Source organism: Ruegeria sp. N11, assembly GCF_056531525.1.
In genome coordinates this window covers 1-23447 of record NZ_JBQFLX010000002.1, presented here as the reverse complement: position 1 = coordinate 23447, position 23447 = coordinate 1, and the positions used below count along the sequence as shown (strand labels likewise).

The following is a 23447-nucleotide window of genomic DNA, read 5'->3' as shown; positions in this document are numbered from 1 at the left end:
TCCCGAACAATGCCGTAATCCATTCATTCGGGTTTGGGAATAGAAACTGGGAATTAATCTCGGTTTTGTGCGTTATTCCGCTGCAAGGTTTTTTGGATCGGCCAAGGTGACAATATCGCCCATGATCGCATTCAGTTCGAAATTTTTTGGCGTGTAAATTCGGGCAACGCCAAATGATTTCAGTTTTGCCGCATCGTCATCCGGAATAATGCCGCCGACAATGACCGGGATATGATCCAGTCCGGCTTCGCGAAGTCGGGCCATGACATCCTGTACCAGCGGCAGGTGGCTGCCGGAAAGGATCGACAGGCCAATGACATGGGCGTCGTCCTCGATCGCGGCCGCCACGATTTCCTCGGGCGTAAGGCGGATGCCCTCATAGCTGATATCCATACCGCAATCGCGGGCACGGAAGGCGATTTGTTCGGCTCCGTTGGAATGACCGTCCAGCCCCGGCTTGCCAACCAGGAACTTCAGACGCCGCCCCAGCTTGTCGCTGACCGCGTCCACCGCGGCCCGCAGATCCTCTAGGCCTTCGGTCTTGTTCGAGACCGAGCCAGAAACGCCGGTCGGGCCGCGATAGGTGCCGTACACCTTGCGCATCTCTTCGGCCCATTCGCCGGTTGTTACGCCCGCCTTGGCGGCGGCAATCGAGAGTTCCATGACGTTGGCCCCGGATTGCGCAGCCTCGCGCAACGCCGCCAGAGCTGCTGCGACCGTGTTGTCGTCGCGGTCCGCCCGCCAGTCGTTCAGCCGCCCGATCTGCTCCTGTTCAACCGCCGGGTCGACGACCATGATGCCGCCATCTTCGGTTTGCAGCGGCGAAGGTTCGCCTTCGGTCCATTTGTTCACGCCGACCACGACGGTCTCATTGCGCTCGATGCGGTTCAGGCGATCCGCGTTGGAATCCACCAGCCGCGATTTCATGTATTCGATCGCGGCAACAGCACCGCCCATCGATTCGAGGTTTGCCAGTTCGGCCCGCGCACCCTCTTTCAACTCTTCGACCTTTGCATCCACGGCCGGGTTGCCGTCGAACAGGTCGCCAAATTCAAGCAGGTCGGTTTCATAAGCCAGAATTTGCTGCATCCGCATCGACCATTGCTGATCCCAGGGCCGCGGCAGACCCAATGCTTCGTTCCAAGCAGGCAACTGCACCGCCCGGGCCCGCGCCTTTTTCGACAACGTCACGGCCAGCATCTCAATCAGGATGCGATAGACGTTGTTTTCAGGCTGTTGTTCAGTCAAACCCAGAGAGTTCACCTGAACGCCATAGCGGAATCGGCGGAATTTGGGGTCTTCGACCCCATACCTTTGTTGCAGGATTTCATCCCAAAGGTCGACGAATGCCCGCATTTTGCACATTTCAGTGACAAAGCGGATTCCCGCATTCACAAAGAACGAAATCCGTCCGCACAGCGCGGGGAAGTCTTCGGCCGGAACGCGCGGGCGCAGTTCATCCAGCACGGCGATGGCGGTGGCCAGCGCGTAGGCCAGTTCCTGTTCAGGTGTCGCGCCAGCCTCTTGCAGGTGATAGGAACACACGTTCATCGGGTTCCACTTCGGCACGTTGGTGTAGCAGTATTCGGCCACGTCAGCGATCATCTTCAGCGACGGTTTCGGCGGGCAGACATAGGTGCCGCGGCTCAGGTATTCCTTGATCAGATCGTTCTGAACAGTGCCCTGCAGGTTGGAAACGTCCGCGCCCTGTTCTTCGGCCACGGCGATATAAAGCGCCAGCAGCCAGGGCGCTGTGGCGTTGATCGTCATCGAGGTGTTCATCTGCTCCAGCGGAATCTGGTCGAACAGAACCCGCATGTCACCCAGATGGCAGACGGGCACACCCACTTTACCCACCTCGCCCCGTGCCAGCGTATGATCGCTGTCATACCCCGTTTGAGTCGGCAGATCGAAGGCAACGGACAGGCCGGTCTGCCCTTTGGCCAGGTTGCTGCGATACAGCGCGTTCGAGGCCTGTGCGGTGGAATGACCAGCATAGGTTCGGATGAGCCAGGGGCGGTCTTTCTGCATCTGCGTCATGGGTGGGCCTCGCGTTTGGGTGGGCAACATAATTTCGTCTAAGGGTTCTAAAGCGCAATTTTTGGGATATGTCAATTCGCTGCGTTGCGGCATCCCTAATTGTTCAGATTGTAGGTGTTTTGGAATAATGGCACTGTGCCGCCATGACGCAGACCGTGGAACTTCCGCTTTGGCTGTTTGTACTGATCGTGGTCTTCGCTGCGGTCACTTTTGCGTCGCATTTTCTGTTCCCGTCGGTGCGTTGGTTTTTTCGCCGCCGCCTGGAGCGGGCCGTGTCGCGCCTGAACCAGCGGCTGCAAAGGCCGATTCAGCCGTTCAAGCTGGCCCGGCGGCATGACATGATCGAAAGGCTCATCTACGACCCACAGGTTGGCTATGCGGTGCAGCGACATGCCCGTGAAGAAGGCATCCCCGAAGGCGTCGCCTTCGAGCAGGCCCGCCGTTTTGCACGTGAGATCGTTCCGTCGTTTTCAGCCTTTGCCTATTTCAGCTTTGCGATCCGTATCGCGCGCATGCTGAGCAACGCGTTTTACGAAGTCCGACTGAGCCATCAGGACGAGGACGCCTTAAAGAAAATAGATCCCGAAGCGACGGTTGTCTTTGTCATGAACCATCGCAGCAACATGGATTATGTACTTGTCACCTACCTGGCAGCGCAGCAATCGGCTCTGTCTTACGCGGTCGGAGAATGGGCGCGCGTCTGGCCGCTGAGCCGCCTTATCCGGGCGATGGGCGCGTATTTCATCCGGCGTAAATCGGGAAGTGACCTCTACCGTCATGTACTGGCTTGTTATGTGCGTCATGCGACCGAGGCCGGTGTTACGCAGGCGATGTTCCCCGAAGGCGGGCTGAGCCTGACGGGCGCATTGGGGCGGCCCAAGCTTGGCTTGCTTAAATACATCATAGACGGGACCACATCCGATGGACGGGATGTGGTCTTTGTCCCTGTGGCGCTGAACTATGATCGTGTACTGGAAGATACGATTCTGACCCGGGCTGCGCTGGGAAGCGAGCGGCGCTTTCGCGCAAGGATCGGGGTTGTGACGCGTTGGATGCTCAAGCAGGTCTGGCGGCGCATTATTGGTCGATACACAAGGTTCGGCCTTGCCTCCGTGCGCTATGGCGAGCCTGTTTCGCTGCGGGCCTATCGGGCAGGTGGCAGCAAGGATCTTATGACCGATCTCGCACGTCTGCTGATGGCGCGTATTGGCGAGGCGATACCCTTGGTGCCTGCGCCTGCAGCCTGTTGGCTTGTGCGCGAGCATGGCGAGATGCCCGGTGCAATGCTGACCGACCTGATCGCCCGCTTCATGCAGCGGGACGGAGGCGGATCCGAATCCAACAGCGATGCGATCACGTCCGCTGTCAACCAGCTGGTCGAGCGCAGGGTATTGCGACAGGTTGACGGAAAAATCTCATCCTCTGGGCAAAGATTGGATCTTCTGAACTACTATGCGGCCTCTGCACCAAAGGAAATCGAGGCGTATTATGCTGCAGAAGCGAAAGGTCTTTCTGCAACTGCTGGGTCATAAAATTACAAAAACACTGTCAATATCTATTGCAATGTTACTCGATGGCCAATATTCCATCGGTTAACGGGCGCGATTCTGCGTCGCGGCAAACGAACTGACTAAAGGAGGCCAACATGGCTCTGGACACCGACAGCGGTATCGCGTCGTACGAGGCACCTGAAAAAGACCTCTATGAGATGGGTGAGATCCCTCCGATGGGGTATGTCCCCAAGAAAATGTATGCCTGGGCCATCCGCAAAGAGCGCCATGGCGAGCCTGACACTGCCATGCAGCTGGAAGTGGTTGATGTGCCTGTATTGGACAGCCACGAGGTGCTGGTTCTGGTGATGGCCGCAGGTGTCAACTACAATGGCGTCTGGGCGTCGCTGGGCAAGCCGATCAGCCCGTTTGATGGCCACGGCCAGCCGTTTCACATCGCAGGTTCCGATGCTTCGGGTATCGTCTGGGCCGTGGGCGACAAGGTCACACGCTGGAAAGTCGGCGACGAGGTCGTGATCCACTGCAACCAGGATGACGGTGATGACGAGCACTGCAATGGCGGCGATCCGATGTACTCGCCCAGCCAGCGTATCTGGGGCTATGAGACTCCGGACGGCTCGTTCGCGCAGTTCACCAACGTTCAGGCTCAGCAGTTGATGCCGCGTCCCAAGCACCTGACCTGGGAAGAAAGCGCCTGCTACACGCTGACGCTGGCAACCGCATACCGGATGCTGTTCGGTCACGAGCCGCATGACCTGAAGCCGGGCCAGAACGTTCTGGTCTGGGGCGCATCGGGTGGTCTGGGTTCTTATGCGATCCAGTTGATCAATACAGCCGGCGCGAATGCGATCGGTGTGATATCAGACGAAAGCAAGCGTGACTTTGTCATGGGGCTGGGCGCCAAGGGTGTACTGAACCGCAAGGACTTCAATTGCTGGGGTCAGCTGCCCACCGTAAACACGCCGGAATATGCCGAGTGGTTCAAAGAGGCCCGCAAGTTCGGCAAGGCGATCTGGGACATCACCGGTAAGGGTGTGAACGTCGACATGGTGTTCGAACATCCAGGCGAAAGCACTTTCCCGGTCTCAACCTTCGTCGTCAAAAAAGGTGGCATGGTTGTGATCTGTGCCGGCACCACCGGTTATAACCTGACCTTCGACGTGCGTTACATGTGGATGCACCAGAAACGCCTTCAAGGGTCTCACTTCGCGCATCTGAAGCAAGCCGCCTCGGCCAACCAGCTGATGGTCGAACGCCGTCTTGATCCCTGCATGTCCGAGGTCTTTTCCTGGAACGAATTGCCTGCTGCGCACATGAAGATGATGCGCAACGAACACAAGCCCGGGAACATGTCCGTTCTGGTGCAGGCACCGAGAACCGGTATGCGCACACTGGAAGAGGTTCTGGACGCGCGCGACTAAGTCCACGAAAGCCAATTTCAGCGCCCGCGAATCACATTTTTGGTTTGCGGGCGTTTCTTATTTTAGAGGGACTTCAATGCTTTCAGAGAGTTGCAATATCGGCCCCCGCTATTTTTGGGGAGTAGAAAGCAGTGAATATGCGAAAAAACACTATGCATGCTATGGTTGTGTTAACCCTTCGTTAACCGTTTCGGAGAGACCCTGATGGCGCAAAATGAGTGGATACTGGACGTATTGTCGGACCTCAACGCCTTTGCTTCGGCAAACGGTTTGACCGCGCTGGCCGAGCAGCTTGACGATACCAGGCTGATCGCAGCGGCCGAAATCGCGTCCATGAAGAATGAGGTGCGGGCGCCGGCGGATGGTCACAAGACTCGATTTGAGCCAGATCCTGGAGGATTTGGAAAACACCAGCACGCTTGATGAGCTAAGCGCTATCGCTGTTCATCTTAGAGACAAGCTGCAGATTGAACACATCATCTATCACTGGGTTGATGGGGCAGGGGACCAATACGGATATACGACCTATCCCGACGCCTGGGCCGAGCGATATCAGGAAAAGAATTATCACCGGATCGACCCGGTCATAATCGGGTGCTTCCAGCGATTTCATCCTGTTGACTGGAAATCACTGGACTGGTCCGGAAAGGTCGCCAAGGCTTTTCTTCTGGACGCGCAGCAGCACGGCGTCGGCAATCAGGGTTACTCCATCCCGATCCGCGGTCCCAACGGCCAGTTTGCCCTGTTTACAGTGAACCACTCCTGCGATGACGAAACCTGGCAGGATTTCATCTCCGAAAATGGGCGTGGCCTGATCCTGATTGCCCATTACTTCAACCGAAAGGCGCTGGAGTTTGAGCGTGAGCGGCAACCGGACGCTCCTCGCGCTCTGTCCCCGCGCGAGATTGACGCGATGACCTTGCTTGCGCTGGGATATAGTCGTGCTCAGGTCGCACACTCCCTGTCGATTTCGGAACACACGCTGCGTGTCTATATTGAAAGCGCGCGGGCAAAGCTGGGCGCACAGAATACCACCCATGCCATCGCCACGGCCCTCAGCCGGGGACTGATCGTGGTTTGATGGCCTGCGCTTCCGGTTTCTCTTTGTGGTTGAGCAGGTGCTCAGCCTTTAGGGCCGGACGAATTTTGCGTTACCGACCGAACGCACGCTCGTGACTGGGGGGCGTTGTTGTGTCTGTCCGGTCGAAGAGGCTTGATTGAGAATCCCACAGGCGACACCGTCGCCATTTGGATCGTTTCGTTCATGATACCCTGGTTGGCCCCGGACGAATGGTCCCGGGGCAATCTTCAGAACGGTGTCACAGCCCGCCATCGCCACAAGATGAATAATGGCATCGTTTTTTTCGTATTCGGACGTCCGCAGATAGATGTTGACGGCGACCAGTGCAGTTGTCAGGGGCAGGGCCAGAACCATGAACAGAATGCGGATCGGGGACAGAGCCCTTTTGCGCGTCGCATCTGCCCGACGATACCGGTGAGCGGCGCGCGGATTCAGTTCGGGCTCAGGTGGTACGGATCTTTTCAACATTTCGCGCTGATCTTCGCCCGGATTTGTGGCAAAGCTTTGGCCCCGGAATGGCGAATGCTGAATGACTGAATGTCAGCGTACTACGTGAACCGCGCAGGCCGCATGGCGCACCACATGGTTCGCGGTTGATCCAAGCAACAGATCCTGCATGCCCGGTCGGTGGGAAGCGATGATGATCAGGTCAGGTTTATGCTCCTGCGCCCAATCCAGAATAGTCCTGCCGGAATGCCCTTCGACCACAACGCCCCGCGCGCTGGGAATATTTGCTGCCAGTTTGTCCAACTCGGCCTGAATGGCCCTTCGGGCTTCGGTCAGATATTCTGTCGGCATGTACGAGATCGCGTAGCTTGGAATATGTTCAACGACATGCAGCAGCGTGACCTTTGCTTCGGGGGTCGCCAGAATTTGCGCCAGTTTCAGTGGTCCGGACGTGTCACGTTCGACATCGAACGAAATGGGTACAAGAATGTTGTGATACATGACACGAGCCTCCGTTTCAGGTTTTCAGACTGAACCCAAGTTCAGTTGTGGTCTTTGATTCAGGTCAGGATCAGCCGAATGTTTCCGCGACATCATACATGACCGGTTCGAAACTTTTGCACAGCTCATTGATCTTGCGGTTCCGGTCGCGCATCTCGGGGGTGCGGAGCATGGCAAGGAAGTCTTCGCGGCGTTCCCATTGCGAGTAGTTTGCGATCCGCGTTTGAGCATCGTTCACGTGCAGGCCGGCGGATACGAAACCCGGTTGTTTTGAGATGAATTCCGCATAGGCATCCGTCAGCGCCTCAAGCAGGTCCTGACAGGTCCCCGGTGTCATTTCGAATGTGGTGATAACAGTCTGAACGCTTGCGGATTTTGAAATCTGTAGCATCTGGAATCTCCTTTGGCTGTTCTCAGCCTAACACAGGAACCGGAAACGTCTCGTGTTTCGTTTGGTGTCTTCGGGAATTAGTTTCCAGAAAACAAACGAAAAACTAACGATCCGTTAACCATGCTCGGGGAAGGTGCGGTCATGATCCGCATCTTGATCCGCATCTTGCTTTTCCTTTTTCTGATGACATTGGCCGGTCCGGTTTTTGCCGGGGCCTGGCTGAGGGAACAGAATGCCGGCTTTGTCGCGGCTGCAATCACGGGATTCAGGACCGAGGACGGCAGCTACGAATACAAATCGTCACTTTATGCAGAATGGGGGTTACGCCCCGGACTGACGATTGGGCTAGACGCCGAGGAGCACCAACACCTTTATGGCCACGCTTTGATTTTCGCCCGTGCTCCGGTCGCGGATCTTGGGGGCAAAGGTCGGTTTGCTGCCGAATTTGGTGTCGGCGCACATCACCGGCAAAAAAGCGCGTGGGCCTTGTACAAGGCGACTATGTCTTACGGAAATGGGTTTGAAAGCGGTTGGGGAAATGGCTGGATCGCGATCGACGCAGCTTTGGAATACCGCACGCACGATGCGCTGTTTCGCAAACTTGATCTGACGGCGGGGCTGTCATCTCAGCGATGGATCAATCCACTGCTGCAGCTTGAAAGCACATATACCCCCGGCCGTCCGGTTTATTGGAGCGCACGGCCGTCAGTGATGATCCGCCGAAAGGGCGGGAGTACAACTTGGGTTGTTGGTGCCGAACGGAATGCCTTCCAAAGCAACGTCGGGATCAAATTTGCCTTGTGGCGCGACTTCTGATGCGGCGGGAGTTGGCCGTCCTCCGGGGACGGCCATGTCGGCCTCAGCTGTCCATGCGTAGGGTAACGGATACTTCGCCGCTAAGTTGCTCTGGCCAGCGGAGGATCACGTCGCGAGCGCCAAAACCCTGTTCGAGCTCGGCATATGGGCTCGCGTGGCTCACACTGCCAAACACCGTACTCAGGGGACCAAGCGTGGTCACGGCGTCACACCCCCGCGCTTTGCCCGCGAATGGAAGCTTGCCCACCGACAACACACCCCATGCAAAGGATGGCGTCTGTTGCTTGTGCCGCACCCGAACCGGGTTTTCTGAATCCGTCAGCGTTCCGTGGAATGTATTGTGTTGGAACGTGACATTCATGTGTGCGTTATTGTTCAGGTCCGCAAAGCTCGTGTCCACGCGTTCGGCCTTGTAGATACTCCCGCTCGAAGACCGGAACTTGTTTCCAGTGACGATAAAGCCGTTCAGGAAGTGGCCGGGGCCGTGCGGTCGGATAACGATGAAACTGAACCATGACGGCGCCTCGCTACAGTAAAAAATATTGTCTGTGATACTCAGCGCGCTGAAGGAATAGCCGGACGTATAGGTCGGAGCGGCATCCCGTTCATTCGTCCATTCGAAGTAGCAGTTGTCGATGTAGTTCTCTGCAATGGTCGAACTGTTGTAAGTGCGCGTCAGGATCAACCCGGCGGTTCGCAACCCCTGCGGAATGCTGTCGCCCTGAAAGAAATGATTGCCCAGAATCAAGTTGTTGGTGCCGCCCAACAGAGCAAAATGCAGGAACCGGACCGCCCGATTGTGCCGCAGTTTGACATCATTAGCTGTTGCATTGAGGGCGATCGAACGGCGATCGGTAACGTTCAGGGACTCCTCGGCGGACAGGAACTGGCAATTGTCGATCAGCATGCCCTGACAACCGGTTCCGATGGATGTGATCCCCCGATCCATGGGACGGCTGATAAAGCAATTGCTGACCGCAAACGTGCTGCCGGATGGAGCCAGGCGAATGGCGCTACATCTGCTGTTGCACTGCAATTCGATCTCTTCCAGGCCGAACTTCCGCAGCGTGTCGAAGCCGCTGAAATCAAGCAGATACTTGAAGCTGGTGAAGGTGAAGGTCTGTGTGCCAGCAGCATTGTAAATCGGCGCGTTCAGCGTGATTTCACCGGCCCCTCGTTCTTCGAGCGGACGTAAATCTCGCGCCCGACACCATTGCCCTGAACCAGGGCACCAACCGGAATATTCGCAACGTTGGCGACATTTGTCAGCCGGGTTTGGTCCGCAGGGTTGTAGGTTGCGACCGAGGTGAAGATCTCGGTGTCCCAGGCCGGGCTGCTTTTGACGTCAAACTGACCATTGCGGATCACGCGCCGGGTTGAAAAACCACTTTGCTTATTGGGAACGGCAGCGGCCATGTCGATGGGCTGGCTGACCGAAATCTTGCGCCCGCCCATATCCAGCGATTCATGATCTGAATTGTTCAGCAAAGCCTGAAACGCTTTTTTGAAAGCAAGCTCTTCATCGCCAAAGGCCGATATATAAGTCGGCAGGTCAAAACCTTGGGTCAGCAACAGCATCTTGTCGTCGCGCATTGTAACGGTGCCCTCAAAATCAACTTCTGATACGATGGTTGTGTTTTCTGCCAGCAAATAAGTACCCTGCGGCACAAACACACGACGGCCCCCCGCCGCCTGATCGGCTGCTTCGAACGCAAGGGAATCGTCCACAACCCCATCGCCGACTGCGCCGAAATCCGTGAAATCTACGATGCTGATCATGTCGCGCAGAAAAACACTCGTGATGTCGGTGATCTGAAGATCGTCAATGCGCACCACGGCCCCGTTTGGCCCGTCGATATCCAGACCGAAATGTCCATACAGTGCCTGTGCGGCCCACGCCATGTCGACGCCAGCCCGCTGGCCGGTTCCGACAATGGCGGTAATCTCATGAACTGTGCCGTACCCCGAAAATTGCGTGGCAGGCCCCTGTTCGGCGACACCGGTCACGTGCACGTCGCCGGCACCACCGGCCCACCCTGCGATCCTGACGGTGGGCAAGGGACCACTGATGGCTTTGACCCGTGCCTTGATTTGCAGGTAACAGCCGGGCAGCAACGGCGTCTGCCCCATATACCGCAAGTGTTGGGTCGTGCTCACTTTGAGGATTTCGAGACATCCGGCAAAGTTCGGATCCGAGGGCACAAATGCGCCCGTACCCGACCCGGCATATGTCGGAGACCCCGGGGTGCCATCGCCGCTTGACCAGACGCCCAAGCCATCTGCGAACTGAGGCGGCATAAACACGATGCCGTCGGTGATTGCCTTGTTAATTCGAATCCCTTTCCCAAGCGCTGCCGATCAGATTGCAGCGCGCACCAGACCATTGCCCGGGTGAATTCCGGGCGCGAAAGTCTGGATAACGAATGGGGATTAACCGGGTCTCATGTCACCGTGACGGTCGTGTTGCGTCAGGCTGCGGGGTCTGCTTTCCCCAGCAACTGAACCGCGTTGATTTTCCAGCCGTCTTCCTGCTGAACCATCTGATAGTCCAGGATATGGGTTTGGCCGCGACCATCCACGATCAGAACTTTCTGCCACAGCGCCCCGGCAATTTCGCGCAGTTCCAGAAACCGCAGGTCCGACGGGCGCCAGACCATCGGATATCCATTGCGAACCATTGCCCCGAAATTATCGGGGTTTCGGAACAGACGCTGGATATTCGGGCTGGCGAAAGTAAAGGCGGTATCAAAATCATCGACTTTGAACGCCTGAATCTGCGCCGCTATATTTGCCTCGATTTCGGAGTTCTGGGCTAAGACGCCCGTAGCCACTGCGACAGATAACGATAAGGCAAGTAATGAACGACGCATGGGGTCACCTCCTGACGGAAGGGTAGCCCCATGCGGGATCAGGTCAAATCAGGCCAGTTTTCCGGCCAACGCCTTGTCGATCAGCGCGATGGTTTCAGGCACGCCATAGAGCGCAATGAAGCCGCCGAAACGCGGCCCTTGAGAGGCGCCAAGCAACACTTCGTACAAGGCGGTGAACCAGCCGCGCATCGGATCAAACCGTTCGCGTCCGATGGAATAAACCACAGATTGTAGCGCCTCATCCTCGATAGGCCCGTCATACACTTCAAGCGCGGCTTTCAGCGCCCCCAGTGCTTCACGCTCCTGTTCGGTCGGCGCGCGGTGCTGGCGAGTCGGCTTGACGAAATCATTGAAGTAGCGCACCGCGAAGCCTGCCGCCTGATCCAAGTCGGGATGCGTCTCGGCCGTGGCCTCCGGCGCGTAGCGACGGATAAAGCCCCACAGCGCTTCTTTGTCTTCGGCACCAGACACCGATGCCAGATTCAGCAGCATCGCGAACGGAACCATCAGCGTGGATTCAGGGACATCTCCACCATGGATATGCCAAACGGGGTTGTTCAATTGTGCCTTCAGATCCTGCCCCGGATAAGCGCGCAGCTGTTGATGATACTCATCATAGGCCTTTGGGATCACGTCGAAATGCATCCGTTTCGCCGTCTTGGGCTTCTGATACATGAAATATGCCAGCGACTCTGTCGGTGCGTAGGTCAGCCATTCATCAATCGACACGCCATTGCCGGAGGATTTAGAGATCTTCTGCCCGTTCTCATCCAGAAACAGCTCGTAAGAAAAATGCTCGGGCGCGCGACCACCCAGGGCCCGGCAGATTGCGTCGTAGATTTTCTCGTTGGTGGCATGTTCCTTGCCATACATCTCGAAATCCACACCCAGCGCCGCCCAGCGTGCGCCGAAATCCGGCTTCCACTGCAGTTTGACGTGGCCACCGGTGACAGGAACCGTCCATTCCTTACCAGTCTCATCGTCAAAGGTCACAGTATAGGTCTCGGCGCAGACCTTTTTCATCGGCACATACATCACCCGCCCGCTTTCGGGGTGCAGGGGCAGGAAGATCGAATAGGTCTGCTGACGCTCTTCCCGGAGGCTTTTGAGCATGATCGCCATGATCTCGTCATAACGCTCGACCGCGCGCTTGAGCACTTCGTCAAACTGCCCGGACTCATAAAATTCCTTGGCCGAGTAGAACTCGTACTCGAAACCAAATGTGTCCAGAAACCGCCGCAGCATCGCATTGTTATGCTCGCCGAAGCTGTCATATTCGCCAAACGGGTCCGGCACCGAGGTCAGCGGGCGCTGCAGATGCTGCTCCAGAATCTCGGGGTTCGGCACATTGGTCGGCACCTTGCGCATTCCGTCCAGATCGTCCGAGAAACAGATCAGCTTGGTCGGAATATCCGACAACGCTTCAAATGCGCGCTTGACCATCGTGGTCCGCGCGACCTCGCCGAAGGTGCCGATATGCGGCAGACCGGATGGGCCGTAGCCGGTTTCGAACAGCACATACCCCTTATCCGGAGCCCCTTTCTGATAGCGTTTGAGCAACCGACGCGCCTCTTCAAAGGGCCAGGCCTTGGACGACATCGCGGTTTCACGCAGGTCAGACATTTGCTTTGAACTCCATAGGGAAATGCGCAGGCCGCCCGATGCGACCAACCCGGCCTCTCCTATTGTGCCGGTGCAGCATGAGTCAATAAAGGGCGTTCGTTTTACCGGCAAATTCGAGCCGTCTGCCAAATGCACAGGGGTAAAACACTGAAAAAGGGCAGGCGACCACGGCTTTACTCGACGCGCAGCACAATTATTATTTTATATCGGATAACTTGGGTTACACGGAGGCGATCAAGATGCGGATTGCAAAGACTGCGGCTCTGGCGATGTTGATCGTCATACCGGGGATAGCACAGGCGGTCGGTTTTGGCATTGCCGTGCGGCCCGCGTTTCGGACCACGGTGACGCCGCAGCCAAACGGTGTCTACGAGGTTGCCGCGATCGGCACTTCTGCCCCGGTGGCGTACTGGTGCGGCATAGGGGATTATGCAATCCGGACGCTGAGAACCAAATCCAACCAACGCATATATATTGCCGGCGCCTATGTGCCCAAAGCAAGGACTGTACAGTTCTCGCTGACACCGCCCGAGGGTGCCGATACCAGCCCGGGCTATTCCGTCACCGTCAAACGGGTAGGCGCGAACATGACGGCGGCCTCAGCACAGGACTATTGCTATGACAATTTCATGGATTTCGGGTTCTGAACGAGATTGATCAGACCCATTTGGCCATAGGCGGCAGGCTCATCAGAACGGCGTCCGGATCGTGCCCGGTTTCCAGTCCGAATTTGGTGCCCCGGTCGTAGACCAGATTGTATTCCGCATAAAGCCCGCGATGCACAAGCTGAGCGTTCTTGTGGATGTCATCAAACCCCTGGACCCGGCGCCTTTCCACCAATGGCAGGAACGCAGGCAGGAATGCGCGGCCGATGTCCTGCGTCAGGGCAAAATCAGCCTGCCAGTCGCCGGTGCAGTAATCATCCATGAAAATGCCGCCAACCCCGCGTGCCCTTTTCCGGTGGGGGATATAGAAATACTCGTCAGCCCAATCCTTCAGCCGCGGGTAATGTCCTGGCCCGTGCGGGTCCAGATGGGCTTTTTGGGTGGCGTGGAAATGCGCAGTGTCCTCGTCATATTCAATGCAGGGATTCAGGTCTGAACCGCCCCCGAACCACCAGGCATGAGGTGTCCAGAACATCCGCGTGTTCATGTGCACCGCTGGTACGTGCGGGTTTTGCATGTGCGCGACAAGGCTGATGCCTGATGCCCAGAACCTGGGGTCTTCGGTCATGCCCGGAACACCCTTGCGGGCTGCCATGGCCTGCTGCGCACGCTCGCCCAGTGATCCGTACACGGTCGAGACGTTGACACCGACTTTTTCAAAAACGCGCCCACCGCGCAGGACCGACATCAACCCGCCACCTGCGTCCGATCCATCCTCTGATTGCCGCGTGGTTTGTTTGACTTCAAAACGTCCGGCTGCGGCGTCCGAAAACGGCCCGGTCTCATGTGTATCCTCCAGAGACTCGAACGCATCAACGATTTCATCACGCAATTGGCGGAACCATGCGGCAGCGGCGGATTTTTCGTTTTCGAACATTTGTCTCAGTGCGCTGGAGCGGCGACCGGATCCAGCAGGGTTCGGCCTCCGTCGATTGTCATGATCTGACCAGTAATGAAGCCGGCCGCATCAGAGGCCAGAAACTGCGCGGTTTCCGCCAGTTCGTTCGGAGCAGCAATCCGGGCCAAAGGTGTATGTTTTTCAATGTCTTTGCGAAAATCGCGGTTTTCTTTCAGGGTTGATTGCAGTGACGCGCTCATGACCGAGCCCAATGCGATTGAATTGACGCGGATACGGTTCGGCGCCAGTGCAACCGCCAGAGAACGCGTCATCTGATCCAGTGCAGCGGTCGAGACAGAATAAGCCAGCAAATCGGGGTGCGTGCGCCGCGCCGCTATGGAAGACAAGTTGATGATCGAACCCGCAGGGCCATCATCCTGATCTTCGGCCTGTTTCGTCATGCGTTTGGCAACCAGCTGACTGAGCCGCAAGGCAGGCATCAGGTTCTGGTTCAGCAAATCACGGACCGAGTCGTCATCCGCATCCAGCGGGTCCGTCTGCCGGACCTGTCTTGATCCATTGACCAGAATATCCACCTGATCAAAGGCATCGATGGTTGCGGAAAGCAAATTGGCAATGGTCAGCTTCTCGCGCAGATCGCCTGCGAAATACCGAATGTTGCTGTCATCTGCCTGTTCCCCCAACTCCTCGATCAATCGCTTTTCGTCCATATCCGCGAACATGACGTTTGCGCCCGCATCCGCAAAGTGACGGCCGATTGCCAGGCCGACACCACTGGCACCGCCTGTTACGATTGCGGTTTTGCCTGATATGGAAAACGACATGAGCTTCCTCCGGAGGTTTGGCGCAGGTTAACCGGGATCACCGGCGAGGGCGAGAGGCGTGGAACACCTTGAAACGGTTGTCACCGGCGACCTCTTCAACTTGCCTGAAACAGTCTGACAACGTGGCCTCATAGGGCAGATGCCGGTTTGCGACGATCCACAGTTCGCCATTGCGGGTCAGGTTGCGTGCTGCCGCCTTGATAAAGTCCTGGCCCAGCGCAGGTTCAGCGCTTCTTCCGGTGTGAAAGGGTGGGTTCATTATCACCGTGTCCAAGGGCTCGGGCGCTTTCCACGTCACGGCATCAGCCCAATGAAAATACGCAACCCGAGAAGTCACGTTAGAGCGGGCGCAGGACAACGCTGTATGATCGGCCTCGACCACATGCAGCGTGCGAACTTCGGCTCGTTCCAGCAGTTTGGCCGAAAGAAATCCCCAGCCCGCGCCGAGATCGGCAACCCGAGGCCCCGGATTTTTAGGCAGTACCTGCGCCAGCAATGCCGATGCCGGATCGATACCGTCAGCCGAGAAGACACCGGGGGCTGTTAGATAGCCGTCAGCGTGCTGAACTTCCGGCGCGGCCCAGTCGGAAAAGGTCGATTTGTCGGACTGGAACCAGAAAATCTTGCCATGCGCCTTTGCAATCGGTCCCTCGACTGGCACCCGTTTGCGAACGTCTTTGAGAATGCTGTCAACGCCATTCGTTTTGCCGCCGTCGACGACGACCCTACCGCTGGCACGGTGACACGCCTGATGAATCATGGACCGGGCAAGCGCTTTGGCGCGTGGCAAAAAGACAATTGCGTCCTCGCAGGGTTCCTCAGATGCCGGCGTGACATCGAAACCCAACGTCGCGAAATGGTCGTGGAAGGGTTTGAAGGGCTGAACCACCTGAGTTCCGCGTGGCAGAGCGGAAAGATTGTAATCCGGCGAAGGGCCGATCACGGTCAGCGGCTGCGACAGCACCAGACCGCTTTCCAGAGCAAGATCAATACGTGACGTCATGTGTGATACCGGCAAGAGGTCCGGCTCGGAGCATCAGGCCCGGCCGCTTTTGCTTACTCTTCTCTTTCCATGGTGCATTGCAGGGGGTGTTGGTGCCTGCGGGCGAAATCCATTACCTGTCCCACTTTGGTTTCGGCGATCTCGTGGCTGAAGACACCCACGACGGCAACACCCTTCTTATGGACCGTCAGCATGATCTCGAACGCCTGTGCATGGGTCATCCCGAAGAATCGCTCCAGTACATGCACCACAAATTCCATCGGCGTGTAGTCGTCGTTCAGCAGCAGAACCTTGTACAATGGCGGACGCTTGGTCTTGGGGCGTGTCTGCACAAGAACCGACGAGTTCGCATCGTCGTCCGATTGGTCAGACATCATCCATTGGTAATGCAGCATCGCGTTTAACAATTCGATTCAGGCTTCGGTTTATCTGAGCGCTTATATAACGTCGTTGGCGTCAGAGGAAAGAGCAAGCGGACGTATCGGAATGCATGAAAAACTGACCACCATCGGCTTCGATGCAGACGACACACTGTGGCACAACGAGCGATTCTTTCAGCTCACCCAGGCCCATTTCGCGGATCTGCTGGCCGATCACGCGGACCGCGATCACTTGATGGATCGCCTGTTGGCTGCCGAAAAGCGGAATATCCGTCACTATGGATACGGTATCAAGGGCTTTACCCTGTCCATGATCGAAACTGCGATCGAAGTGACCGAGGATCGGGTGCCCGCATCCGTCATTCGGCAGCTTATCAATGCGGGGCAGGAGATGCTGGCCCACCCGATCGAGCTTTTGCCGCATGCACAGGCCGCTATCGAAGGTGTATGTGAAACCCACCGTGTGATTCTGATCACCAAGGGAGATCTGATCGATCAGGAAAGGAAACTGGCACAGTCGGGATTGGGCGATCTGTTTGATCACGTGGAAATTGTCTCGGAAAAAACACCCGAGGTTTATAGTGGGATTTTCGAACAGCATGGCGATGGTCCGCTGGCTTCGATGATGGTCGGCAACTCGATGCGGTCGGATGTCGTTGCGCCAATTCAGGCCGGCGCATGGGGCGTTCATGTACCGCACGGGCTGGTTTGGGAGGTCGAGCAGGCCGAAACCCCCAGCGACAATCCGCGATTCCACGAGCTTGCCGATCTGGGCGATCTGGTCGATCTCGTCAGGGGTCTGACCTGATGTTGCCAATAGGTCTCAGTTTCATAAATTCTTGATCTACCGTGACCAAACCCGAGTCCGGGGTGTGCATCTAGTGGGCGGATTTGGCCGCACCGCTACATATTGGGGTTTTGTTAGGCGTCACGAATGGGCGAATTGCCCAGCTTTCGGTTTATTTAGCGACAGCCCTGTGCTAGCCTTGTGCCAACAAAATAAATGAAGCCGACCGGGAAAACCCGGCGGTGCGAGGCAGACAGAGGCAAAGATCGTGCAGATTCGGCGGACAGTTCCAGCCCGAATGGGCTTATTCCTTACAGCACTGTTGTGGTTACTTGTTTTTGTGCCATTGCAGGCCATTGCAGCACCCTACGCGGCGATGGTGATTGATGCGCGCACCGGTGAGGTTCTTCATTCGCGCAATGCCGATACGCGCCTTCACCCGGCCTCTCTGACCAAGATGATGACGCTATACATTGCGTTTGAGGCGGTGCGTAACGGTGAAATCACGCTGGATACGCCGGTTCGGATCACCAGCAAGGCTGCTTCCGAGCCGCCTTCAAAACTGGGCCTGCGGACCGGACAAACCATCGCGTTTCGCTATCTGATCCGCGCAGCCGCAGTAAAATCGGCCAATGATGCGGCCACGGCCATCGGGATTACTCTCAGCGGGTCCGAGGCAGCCTTTGCCCGCCGCATGACGCGCACGGCCAAGGCGATGGGGATGAGCCGCACGACGTTCAAGAACGCGCACGGCTTGACCGAGTCCGGTCATTTGTCGACGGCCCGCGACATGACAACGCTGGGGCGCCATCTGCTTTATGATTATCCGCAGTACTATAACCTGTTTTCGCGACAGTCGACGCATGCGGGCATTAAGACCGTGCCCAACACCAACCGCCGGTTGCTGGCTGCGTACAAAGGCGCGGACGGGATCAAAACCGGATACACACGGGCTGCGGGTTTCAACCTTGTTGCATCGGCCAAGCGCAAGGATGAACGGATCATTGCAACTGTCTTTGGCGGCAAGTCGGGCGCGTCGCGCAACGCCAAGGTGGCCGAACTGCTGGACATGGGTTTCCGCCGGGCTCCGTCGCGCGCGCCAATTCGCAAACCCGCACGTCCTGCCTATGCAGGAAACGCCGGGCTGGGCAGTGCTACGCAGGTCGCCAGCCTTGTAGGCGCGCCGGAAAAAAGCCTGCGACCGGTCCTTCGCCCAACCGCTGGTGGTGCAGTGCAGGTGGCAGGAACCGTCGCCAAAACAGCAGCCCAGAACGGAGAGCGTATTCAGGACGGGATAGCGGCAGCGATTGCGGCGGCAGATATCGCGCCGACCGCACCTCCTGTCGAAAATTCGGACACGCGTCCGGCGCTTCGCCCGGACAATCTGGTTTTGGCGTCGGCCGAACCTGCAAAGGAGCCCGAACCCGAGCAGGAGGTCGTTACCCGGCTGTCTACGTCAGGTGGGCATCTTTGGGGCGTGAACGTGGGACGCTACACAACCCGGTATGAAGCTGAGAAGATTCTGCTGAAAACGGCGCTGTCGGAGATGACCACGCTGGAAGGTACGTTGCGCAAGGTGAACCAAAGCTCGCGCGGGTTTGACGCCACCTTTCAGGGCATGACCCGCGAACAGGCCGATCTGGCCTGCCGCCGCCTGCAGGCGCGCAATGTCACATGTTTCATGATCGGGCCATCATAAGGCCCGGCATATTCTCTCCTGGATGGGTCTGGGCTGCGAGTTCCCCTCGCAGCCTTTTTTTCAGTCGAATACGTGGCCGTGTTCGTATTGCTCATCCTGACCGGCGGCGGCTGTCAGGGCAGCGACGTTATCCTTGGTGAAGAACCCGTCATACTTGTGGCAGCGTTCGATATACTCGGTGATCAGCAAAGTGTTCTTCGAGTGTTTAGAGAAGATCTGTTTAAGGTTTGGGTCGTCTTTGCATTCGCCCACCACATGGGCCAGAAACGGCACGCCCTTGTCCTTGAGGGTGTTCACCACGAAATCGACGTTCTTTTCACCCGCGCCGTGATCGCCATCCAATATTTCGACGGCCATGTGATGCAGGCGGCGTCCGAAATTGCGGACAAAGTCTTCGGTCGGCATCGGCAGCTTGGCAAATGAATTCACGAATGACGGTGTGTTGTTGGCCGTAAACACCTTGGCAGGCGACTTCTTGTCGTCATCGACATTGGCGTTCCGGTTCACATTCGTGGACGAATTCATGTCAAAGATGTTGTATGCCCCCCAGAAATAGTAGGGCACCATGGTCAGGAACTCGAGGATCGCATCTTCCCGCTCACCGGCCAGAACACGGGTGGCCAGATGGTCGAACCCCAGCATCAAGGGACCGATCTTGGTGTCTTCCGCGAAGGCCGCCGCCTCATGCAGAAGCTGCTTCTCGGCGTCGCTCAGCAAGACGCGGTCGCCCAGGCCAAGGCTGTCGGGATCATTGAAATCATGTGAGGAATAGCCGACCCGGTTGCAGGTGAAATCCGACGGGGTGGTAAAGCGGAATCCGTCCAGCGTGTAAAACGGATTCTCGGTATCACCGCTATATTCAAATCGGATGTTCTGATCTTCCAGTGTTTTGCTCAGATCATTCAGGTTCGAGGCCGCGAATACCTCACCCACGTACCGGGTTTGCGGTGTTTTGCGGGCCAGAGGGTACATGCGGTTGATGCGGGGTATGAAATCCTCGAACGTTTCGCTCAGCGGGGCCATGATGATCAGCGCCGGATATTCGGGGTGAGAGTGCATTACCGCGAACTTGTGCGTCGCCCCAAGATAGCTTGCCGAGTGGCGATACGGCGTCATCACGTAAAGTTCGACCATCGTGTCGAACAACGCATTCGGTTCGACCTGAATGACAATCGCCCGCATTGGTCCGACCTGACCAGCAATTCCGGAACTGGTCCGCCGCTCATAAATCATTTGCAGATACTCAGTGAAAAATTCGGAATTCTTCTTGTCGCCTCTGGGCTGATACGACATCAGGTCGAAAGACATTTGTGTGCCTCCTTGCGAGAAAACAGGCTGCGACGGGATTGGCCGGACCAACCATCGCGAACTACGTTGTTTCAATTACAGTATTCAGAACATGCACTTGCGCACATGCTAGGGGCTGACCGGCAATCGGGCAACAGTAAGATATCGGGGGCAGATGGTTGCGAAGACCTGTCTATCTGGTGAATTTTGTGACCTCGACCCCGCCGTCAATCAGGTTCTGGCGTACCGAGCGGGCGATCTGAACGGCGGTCGGTCCGTCGCCGTGCAAACAGATCGTGTCGATCGAAGTTTCCAGCCGCTTGCCGCTTTCGGTGATTATGGCACCTTCTCGGACCATGTTCAGAATGCGTGGCCCGGCGATGTCGGCGTCGTGAATGACGGCACCGGGCAAGCTACGGTCGACCAGAGTGCCATCATTGTTGTAAGCGCGATCGGCGAATATCTCGCCCACCCAGTTGCAGCCCAGTTCGCGCACGGCTTCTTCCTGCCGGGTTACTGCCAGAACCATTATGATGATGTCCGGGTCCACGTCCAAGGCACCCTGATAGCAAGCCCGCGCCATGTCTAGATCGACCGAGCACATGTTGGCCAGCGCGCCGTGCAGCTTCAGGTGGCGTACATGGGTCCCCACTGCTTTCGCCACCCCAATGGCGGCGCCCAATTGATACCGCACCAGATTGCGCAGGCTGGCATGCGGCACTTTCATGTTGCGCCGTCCGAAGCCCTGAAGGTCGGGGAAGCCGGGATGCGCGCCAATGCCGACGTCATTTTCAGCGGCAGTGGCCATTGCTTTTGCCATCACATCCGGATCGCCCGCGTGAAAGCCGCAGGCTATATTGGCCGAGGTGATGATCTTTAGAAGGTTCTCGTCGTCCCCCATTTTCCAGGGCCCAAAGCTTTCACCCATATCGGCATTCAGATCAACGCGGGGCATCGGCATATCTCCTTAGTCGGTGGCAGAGACGACTCCGCCGATTAATTGGTAAGACAACAGGTCGGCGATGTCATGCGGATCGCGCACAAGTGCCTCGACACGGCCCGGCAGGCGCGCAAGTTCAGATTGGTAAGCGGCATGCAGGTTCAGGGCCTCGTCCATGGTAACAAACGAAAACCGAATCTTTCCACCCGCCGGGGTCTGCGCAGCGCGCGGCAAATCGCATGGTAGAACGGTAGCGACACGCGGGTAGCCTCCGGTGGTCTGGCACTCAGGCAGCAGAATGAAGGGATTTCCAGTGCCGGTCATCTGGATGTCGCCGGGCGTAATGACCTCGGACAGAATATTGAGCTGGCCTTTGGCGGCAAAGCCTTCGCCATCACTCTCCAGTTGCATGCCCATCCGATTGGCCCGCGCGCCCCGCCGGAACTCGGTGGCGGCAAAGCGATCAAGGGTTGCATTGTCAAAGAGAGGGGTCTGAAAACTTCTGACAACGCGCAGTACGCCACCCGAAAACCGATCATCGGGGCGCAGTTTCATCCCAGTATTGCCGTTGTCAGGTCCGGCAACCAAAACATCGCCAGGCTGCAATGGTTGCCCGATCCTGGCGGTCAGGTGGGTCGAGCGGGACCCAAGAAAAACCTCGGCATCAACGCCACCGCCCAGATGCAGGTAGCCATAGTTGCCTTGAAGCGCCGCCCCGATTACCAATCGCTGCCCGGTCTCCAAACTGTGCGAGGCGTGCCACGCGACGGCGCTGCCATCAATGCTGGCCTGCATCGGTGCACCGGTCAAAGCGATGCGAATGGTCCGGGTGGCTTCGAACTCCCCCCCGGTCCCCGCCAATTCCAAAGCTGCACATTCCGGGCTTTGCCCCAACAGGGCCGCGCCTTCGTGCAATGCAAGATTATCGGCGGCTCCTGACCTTGAAAGACCCTGATCCAGATAGCCAGAGCGTCCCTGATCCTGGAGCGTGCAAGATGGGCCAATGCGATGGACGATCAGACTCATCAGACAATCTCCTGACAGGTCGCGCCACCTGTGCCGTCACTGTTTGTTGCCTGAATATGTTCCAACTCCTTACGTGAGACGGGTTCGAATTGCATTTCGTCCCCAGGATTCAATGCAAAGCACGGATCGCTCTCGGGCCGGAAACAGCGAAAGGCAGTCTGCCCCACATGCCGCCATCCGGTCGGCGTTGGGCCGGAGAACAGCACGAACTGCGAGATTGCCAGAACCAAAGCCCCTTCTGGCACCATCGGGTTCAAATCCTTCAGTCTGGGAATGTTGAACTCCGGATCCAATGGCCCGAGATATGGCTGCCCCGGTGCAAAGCCGATTGTCAGCACACGAACCCGGGACTGGCCAAGCCGATGAATCGCTTCACTTGCTGTCAGCCCAGCCGCCCTGGCGGCGTCCTCCAGTTGGGGTGCCAGTTCCGTGCCAAATACCGTTGGCACTCGCCACAGCTTGCGGCCCGAAGGCAAAGCAGCATTGTACCAGTCGTGCTGTTTCAGAAGCGCTTGGACGCGAATCTCCAACTCACGATAGTGCAGGCGTAACGGATCGAACCGAATGTAGACCGATGCAAGAGAGGTCGATGTTTCGCACACACCTTCCCAGTTCCAGTTTTCAACTTCTGTCCGAAACGCCAGCGCTGCACGATTTGACCGTTCTGTCATGGTATCGGCGTAGGTCACCAGAATGCCGTCAAGGCCGACGGTTCGAACCATTGGGAAAGGATCAACGGTATTCATGTTTTGCCATAGCCGGTACTGTTACAGTCGCCCGGGAACCTGACCGCATCTGACGTACGGGCGCAAGTGTTTGGCTGGATGTATCTCCGGTTAACGACTGGGGACAAACGGGTGGGGGAAATCGATCCTCAACGTGCCTTGTTGTGTCAATGGTATCGCCAAACTTGGCGATTCAGACTCGGAAAGCCCGGCGACTCGCCCAATTCGAGTCGTGGCTTCTTGTGTAGCGTATCCACGTAGCCTCTATATATTGTGTGCTGTTCCCGGTCCCGGTACGATTCCAACAAAGAGTCCCGCCTGCTAACCGTGATAGGGGTATGGATTCTAGGGCGATCTGACATCTTATTGCATTGATATTATTGTGGAAAATTATGATTTGCAAAAAATTTCCGCAGAACGTGTTTTTTCGCTTGCGGCTGATAAGTGTTATGCTTAGAACCCCCTTCACTGGCGCTGCTGAGGCGGTGCTGACGGGTCGGGGAGACGGCCTGACGGACTGGAAAGACGGTTGAGACGCTCAGGATAGACTG

General features: G+C 57.1%; 22 protein-coding genes and 1 pseudogene. 8 read left to right on the top strand and 15 right to left on the bottom strand.

The genetic code is table 11. The features are described from left to right. Positions 1–72 precede the first annotated feature (72 nt). Positions 73–2040, bottom strand: coding sequence for a methylmalonyl-CoA mutase family protein (locus ACR0J8_RS01980; RefSeq protein ID WP_480522892.1), 1968 nt, complete (start codon positions 2038–2040; stop codon positions 73–75). A 143-nt stretch (positions 2041–2183) separates the two neighbouring features. On the opposite strand from ACR0J8_RS01980, the gene ACR0J8_RS01975 reads away from it, so the two are divergent. From ACR0J8_RS01975 to ACR0J8_RS01960, 4 genes are all read left to right on the top strand, one after another. Further along, complete coding sequence (locus tag ACR0J8_RS01975) at positions 2184–3572, top strand: 1-acyl-sn-glycerol-3-phosphate acyltransferase (protein WP_480522893.1); 1389 nt, start codon at positions 2184–2186, stop codon at positions 3570–3572. Positions 3573–3685: 113 nt separating this feature from the next. Continuing rightward, positions 3686–4972, top strand: coding sequence for a crotonyl-CoA carboxylase/reductase (ccrA, locus tag ACR0J8_RS01970; RefSeq protein WP_170614424.1), 1287 nt, complete (start codon positions 3686–3688; stop codon positions 4970–4972). A gap of 204 nt (positions 4973–5176) precedes the next feature. After that, positions 5177–5395, top strand: a complete 219-nt coding sequence (locus tag ACR0J8_RS01965) for a hypothetical protein (RefSeq protein ID WP_170614121.1) — start codon at positions 5177–5179, stop codon at positions 5393–5395. Continuing rightward, on the top strand, positions 5334–6053 hold the full coding sequence (locus ACR0J8_RS01960) for a LuxR family transcriptional regulator (protein WP_170614425.1): 720 nt from the start codon (positions 5334–5336) through the stop codon (positions 6051–6053). Before ACR0J8_RS01965 ends, ACR0J8_RS01960 begins: the two co-directional genes overlap by 62 nt. 48 nt (positions 6054–6101) lie before the next feature. On the opposite strand, the gene ACR0J8_RS01955 is transcribed toward ACR0J8_RS01960, so the two are convergent. The 3 genes from ACR0J8_RS01955 to ACR0J8_RS01945 form a co-directional block, all read right to left on the bottom strand. After that, positions 6102–6521, bottom strand: a complete 420-nt coding sequence (locus ACR0J8_RS01955) for an excalibur calcium-binding domain-containing protein (RefSeq protein ID WP_480888812.1) — start codon at positions 6519–6521, stop codon at positions 6102–6104. Positions 6522–6593: 72 nt separating this feature from the next. After that, positions 6594–7001 (bottom strand): universal stress protein, encoded by a 408-nt coding sequence (locus ACR0J8_RS01950; protein WP_480522895.1) that lies wholly within the window; start codon positions 6999–7001, stop codon positions 6594–6596. Positions 7002–7071: 70 nt separating this feature from the next. After that, a complete protein-coding gene (locus tag ACR0J8_RS01945) occupies positions 7072–7392 on the bottom strand; it encodes an antibiotic biosynthesis monooxygenase family protein (protein WP_170614428.1) in 321 nt (106 codons plus the stop codon). Positions 7393–7533: 141 nt separating this feature from the next. Between ACR0J8_RS01945 and ACR0J8_RS01940 the strand changes: the two genes are divergently transcribed. Further along, complete coding sequence (locus ACR0J8_RS01940; protein WP_480888811.1) at positions 7534–8208, top strand: hypothetical protein; 675 nt, start codon at positions 7534–7536, stop codon at positions 8206–8208. A 43-nt stretch (positions 8209–8251) separates the two neighbouring features. On the opposite strand, the pseudogene ACR0J8_RS01935 reads toward ACR0J8_RS01940, so the two are convergent. The 3 genes and pseudogenes from ACR0J8_RS01935 to ACR0J8_RS01925 all read right to left on the bottom strand — a co-directional run bounded on the left by ACR0J8_RS01935 (position 8252) and on the right by ACR0J8_RS01925 (position 12701). Next, positions 8252–10539: pseudogene (locus tag ACR0J8_RS01935) on the bottom strand (glycosyl hydrolase family 28-related protein). A gap of 137 nt (positions 10540–10676) precedes the next feature. Then, a complete protein-coding gene (locus ACR0J8_RS01930; RefSeq protein ID WP_480522898.1) occupies positions 10677–11078 on the bottom strand; it encodes a DUF4864 domain-containing protein in 402 nt (133 codons plus the stop codon). A 48-nt stretch (positions 11079–11126) separates the two neighbouring features. Beyond that, on the bottom strand, positions 11127–12701 hold the full coding sequence (locus tag ACR0J8_RS01925) for a lysine--tRNA ligase (protein WP_480522899.1): 1575 nt from the start codon (positions 12699–12701) through the stop codon (positions 11127–11129). Between the two features lie 239 nt (positions 12702–12940). Between ACR0J8_RS01925 and ACR0J8_RS01920 the strand changes: the two genes are divergently transcribed. After that, positions 12941–13348 (top strand): hypothetical protein, encoded by a 408-nt coding sequence (locus ACR0J8_RS01920; protein WP_480888810.1) that lies wholly within the window; start codon positions 12941–12943, stop codon positions 13346–13348. Positions 13349–13358: 10 nt separating this feature from the next. Here the strand turns inward: ACR0J8_RS01920 and hemF are convergent, their stop codons facing one another. From hemF to clpS, 4 genes are read right to left on the bottom strand one after another with little or no spacing between them, the layout of a single operon-like run. Next, a complete protein-coding gene (gene hemF, locus ACR0J8_RS01915; RefSeq protein ID WP_480522900.1) occupies positions 13359–14243 on the bottom strand; it encodes an oxygen-dependent coproporphyrinogen oxidase in 885 nt (294 codons plus the stop codon). Between the two features lie 5 nt (positions 14244–14248). Further along, positions 14249–15049, bottom strand: a complete 801-nt coding sequence (locus ACR0J8_RS01910) for an SDR family NAD(P)-dependent oxidoreductase (protein ID WP_480522901.1) — start codon at positions 15047–15049, stop codon at positions 14249–14251. Positions 15050–15086: 37 nt separating this feature from the next. Continuing rightward, complete coding sequence (locus ACR0J8_RS01905; RefSeq protein WP_480888809.1) at positions 15087–16052, bottom strand: class I SAM-dependent methyltransferase; 966 nt, start codon at positions 16050–16052, stop codon at positions 15087–15089. Between the two features lie 53 nt (positions 16053–16105). Beyond that, complete coding sequence (gene clpS, locus ACR0J8_RS01900; RefSeq protein ID WP_170614437.1) at positions 16106–16447, bottom strand: ATP-dependent Clp protease adapter ClpS; 342 nt, start codon at positions 16445–16447, stop codon at positions 16106–16108. Positions 16448–16538: 91 nt separating this feature from the next. Here clpS and ACR0J8_RS01895 point away from each other — a divergent pair, with 91 nt between their 5' ends. Together ACR0J8_RS01895 and ACR0J8_RS01890 are read left to right on the top strand one after the other, a co-directional pair. Continuing rightward, positions 16539–17240, top strand: a complete 702-nt coding sequence (locus ACR0J8_RS01895; RefSeq protein ID WP_480888808.1) for an HAD family hydrolase — start codon at positions 16539–16541, stop codon at positions 17238–17240. A 277-nt stretch (positions 17241–17517) separates the two neighbouring features. Continuing rightward, positions 17518–18918, top strand: coding sequence for a D-alanyl-D-alanine carboxypeptidase family protein (locus ACR0J8_RS01890; protein WP_480522904.1), 1401 nt, complete (start codon positions 17518–17520; stop codon positions 18916–18918). Positions 18919–18978: 60 nt separating this feature from the next. Here ACR0J8_RS01890 and ACR0J8_RS01885 read toward each other — a convergent pair whose 3' ends face one another. From ACR0J8_RS01885 to ACR0J8_RS01870, 4 genes are all read right to left on the bottom strand, one after another. Next, the gene (locus tag ACR0J8_RS01885) at positions 18979–20226 is read right to left on the bottom strand and encodes a hypothetical protein (protein WP_480888807.1); all 1248 of its coding nucleotides are present in this window, start codon (positions 20224–20226) and stop codon (positions 18979–18981) included. 172 nt (positions 20227–20398) lie between these two features. After that, a complete protein-coding gene (locus ACR0J8_RS01880; RefSeq protein WP_480522906.1) occupies positions 20399–21160 on the bottom strand; it encodes a LamB/YcsF family protein in 762 nt (253 codons plus the stop codon). Positions 21161–21172: 12 nt separating this feature from the next. Next, positions 21173–22171: a 5-oxoprolinase subunit C family protein gene (locus tag ACR0J8_RS01875; RefSeq protein ID WP_480522907.1), complete on the bottom strand. Its 999-nt coding sequence runs from the start codon at positions 22169–22171 to the stop codon at positions 21173–21175. Beyond that, positions 22171–22917, bottom strand: a complete 747-nt coding sequence (locus ACR0J8_RS01870; RefSeq protein ID WP_480888806.1) for a 5-oxoprolinase subunit B family protein — start codon at positions 22915–22917, stop codon at positions 22171–22173. The genes ACR0J8_RS01875 and ACR0J8_RS01870 overlap by 1 nt, the downstream gene beginning before the upstream one ends. Positions 22918–23447 lie beyond the last annotated feature (530 nt).